General features: G+C 65.6%; 4 protein-coding genes. All 4 read left to right on the forward strand.

Annotated features, from left to right (window positions below; all coding sequences use genetic code 11):
- A partial coding sequence (locus EN745_RS32640) for an RNB domain-containing ribonuclease (RefSeq protein WP_127423154.1) occupies window positions 1–1051 on the forward strand: 1051 nt, incomplete at its 5' end.
- Window positions 1051–1503 carry a DUF983 domain-containing protein gene (locus tag EN745_RS32645; RefSeq protein ID WP_126054301.1) on the forward strand — a complete coding sequence of 151 codons (453 nt, stop codon included), beginning with the start codon at window positions 1051–1053 and terminating at the stop codon, window positions 1501–1503. The genes EN745_RS32640 and EN745_RS32645, both read left to right, overlap by 1 nt.
- Before the next feature lie 180 nt (window positions 1504–1683).
- The gene (locus EN745_RS32650) at window positions 1684–2415 is read left to right on the forward strand and encodes an NUDIX hydrolase (protein WP_245455455.1); all 732 of its coding nucleotides are present in this window, start codon (window positions 1684–1686) and stop codon (window positions 2413–2415) included.
- Window positions 2416–2431: 16 nt separating this feature from the next.
- Window positions 2432–3095, forward strand: a 664-nt coding sequence (locus EN745_RS32655; RefSeq protein ID WP_145992267.1) for an MFS transporter, incomplete at its 3' end; no start/stop codon positions are given.

Below are 3095 nucleotides of genomic sequence, written 5' to 3' on the forward strand. Positions count from 1 at the left end.
TCTCGCGACGGTGCTGAAGCCGCTATGGGATGCCTATGCGGTGCTGAAGCGCGGCCGTGACGGCCGCCAGCCGCTCGAGCTCGACCTGCCCGAGCGCAAGATCCTGCTCAAAGAGGACGGCACGGTCGACCGCGTCGTCGTGCCGGATCGACTCGATGCCCACAAGCTGATCGAGGAGTTCATGATCCAGGCCAATGTCGCGGCCGCCGAAACGCTGGAGGCGAAGAAGGAGTCTCTGGTCTACCGCATCCACGACGCGCCTTCACTCGCCAAGCAGGAATCGCTGCGCGAATTTCTGCAGACGCTCGGCCTGTCGCTGGCGCGCGGCGCGCAGATGCGGCCGAACCAGTTCAACGGCATCCTCGAGCGCGTGCGCGGCGCCGACAATGAGGCGCTGGTCAACGAAGTGGTGCTGCGTTCACAGAGCCAGGCCGAGTATTCGCCGAAGAACATCGGCCATTTCGGCCTCAATTTGAAACGCTACGCGCATTTCACCTCGCCGATCCGCCGCTATGCCGACCTTATCGTGCATCGCGGGTTGATCGCCGCGCTGAACCTCGGCCCGGGCGGTCTCACCCAGCAGGAAGCCGAGCGTCTGGAGGAGGTCTCGGCGCTGATCTCCGCCACCGAGCGCCGCGCCATGGCGGCGGAGCGCGACACGGTCGACCGGCTGGTCGCCGCCTATCTCGCCGAGCGCATCGACGAGCGTTTCGACGCGCGCATCTCCGGCGTCACCAAGGCGGGACTATTTGTCCAATTGCCGCAGTTCGGCGCGGATGGTTTCATCCCGGTGTCAAGTCTGGACGGCGATTACTATATATACGACGAAACTGCCCGATCGCTTTTCGGAGAACGCACCGGCAAGGGCTATCAGCTTGCCGACCGCGTCGAGGTTCGCCTGATCGAGGTGGCGCCTATGGCCGGCGCGATGCGTTTCGAAATGCTGACCGACCCGAAGCCGCTGCCCGGCTCCAAGCGGTCGTTCCACAAAGCCAAGGGCCGCGCCCGCGCGTCGCAATCGCGCTCGGGCCCGCGCGGCAGGAGACGGTGATGGCAAGGCAATTGCAGATGGAAGACCAGGTTTTCGGCGGCGAGCACCATTCGGGCCGGACCGCCCGCCCGCTGTGGACGGCGATGAAGCGGGGCCTGCTCGGCCGCTGCCCGCATTGCGGCGAGGGCAAGCTGTTCCGCGCCTATGTCAAGACCGTCGACAGATGTGATCATTGCGGCGAAGAACTTTACCATCACCGCGCCGACGACCTGCCTGCCTATCTGGTGGTTGTCATCGTCGGCCATATCGTGCTTGGCGCCTTCATGGGCGTCGAGGCGACCTCCACGCTCTCCACCTGGCAGCACATCCTCATCTGGGTGCCGCTGACCATCCTTCTGGCGGTCGTGCTGCTACAGCCGGTCAAGGGCGCCGTCATCGGCCTGCAATGGGCCCTCTATATGCACGGCTTCGGCGGCGAAGAAGACGTCATCGAGCACCATCCCGAGGCTTGAAGCCGCGGCTGGCGCAATCGGCGACGGCTGAACGCCACTTTCGCATGCGGGAAGTTTCCGCTAAAGCGCCTCGCATATGAACGGGATCACGCGACGCGCTTCAGATCTTTGCTTTCATGCATGTCATCATCCCCAAGACAGACACGGCGTTTGGGCGACATGCATCAGCTCGGGGACGGAATGACCAAAGCGAATGTCGACAAGCTTGAGCCGAGCGTTGCCGCGCCTGCCGCAAAGCCGTTGCGTCCGCGCGATGCCGCGACATTGATCCTGCTCGACCGCAAGGGCGACGAGGTCCTGGTGCTGATGGGCCGCCGCCATGCCGGCCACGCCTTTATGCCCGGCAAGTTCGTCTTTCCGGGCGGCCGCACCGATCCGGCCGACAGCCGCATTGCTGTCGCCGCAGCCCTCCACCCCCAGGAAGAAGCGAACCTGACCGCTGGCCTCGGCCGCACCAGCGTGGCCCGCGCCCGTGCCATCGCGCTTTCGGCGATTCGCGAGACCTATGAGGAAGCCGGCCTGCTCATCGGCCGCAAAGGCGCCTTCACCACCACCAGGCGCGACTGGCAGGGCTTTGCCGAACATGGCGTCGTACCCTCGCTGGATGCGCTGCGCTTCATCGCCCGCGCGATCACGCCGCCGAACCGGGTGCGTCGCTTCGACACGCGCTTCTTCAGCGCCTGGCGCGGCGACGTCGCGGTTGAACTGGCTGATGGCGGCCCGACCAACGAGCTGGAGGAACTGGTCTGGCTGCCGCTCGCCAAGGCCAGGCAGGCCGATATCCCCGACATCACCGGGATGATCCTGGACGAGCTGGCAAAGCGGCTCACCGATGATCCGCTGCTGCATCCGGGCGGCTCGGTGCCTCTCTACCGGCGTGTCCGCAACCGCTTCACCCGCGAAATCCTCTAGGCTATTCAGGCATCCCATGACGGTCGATACCCAACAACAGGGCGAGGAACGCGTACACTGGCTACCGATGATCGCTGCCATCTCCTCGATCAGCGTCGTCGGCATCGCCATCGGCCTCGGTATGCCGCTGCTCAGCGTCATCCTGGAAACGCGTGGTCATTCGGCCTCGATGATCGGCCTCAACACCGCCGTCGCCGGCCTTGCCTCGATCGCCGGAGCGCCGCTCGCCACCCCGCTCGCCATGCGCCTCGGTGTCGCCTGGACGATGCTGCTGATGATTGCCGCCGGCGCGCTTGCCTTCGTCGGCTTCCATTTCGCGCCGGATTTCTGGATGTGGTTTCCGCTCCGCGTCGTGCTGCATATCTCGTTGACGGTGCTGTTCATCCTGTCCGAGTTCTGGATCAGCACGTCGGCGCCGCCGCACCGGCGGGGCCTGGTGCTCGGCATCTACGCGACCGTGCTGTCGCTCGGCTTCGCCGCCGGGCCATGGCTGTTTGCCCATCTCGGCAGTGCCGGCTTCCTGCCCTTCGGCGTGACCATAGGCCTGGTGACGCTGGCCGCCATTCCGGTGCTGGCGGCGCGCGACGAGAGCCCGACGATCGTCGCCGACAGCGAGACCAGCCACTTTCTCCGCTACATCTGGCTGGTGCCGACCGCGACCTTCGCGGTGCTGGTGTTCG

Origin of the sequence: Mesorhizobium sp. M4A.F.Ca.ET.022.05.2.1, from assembly GCF_003998845.1 — a bacterium.
In the GTDB taxonomy this organism is placed as follows: domain Bacteria; phylum Pseudomonadota; class Alphaproteobacteria; order Rhizobiales; family Rhizobiaceae; genus Mesorhizobium.

Bases quoted from the DNA above. Each gene is read 5' to 3' on its own strand.
- EN745_RS32645 (WP_126054301.1), top strand. From the start codon at position 1,051: ATGGCAAGGCAATTGCAGATGGAAGACCAGGTTTTCGGCGGCGAGCAC.
- EN745_RS32650 (WP_245455455.1), top strand. From the start codon at position 1,684: ATGACCAAAGCGAATGTCGACAAGCTTGAGCCGAGCGTTGCCGCGCCT.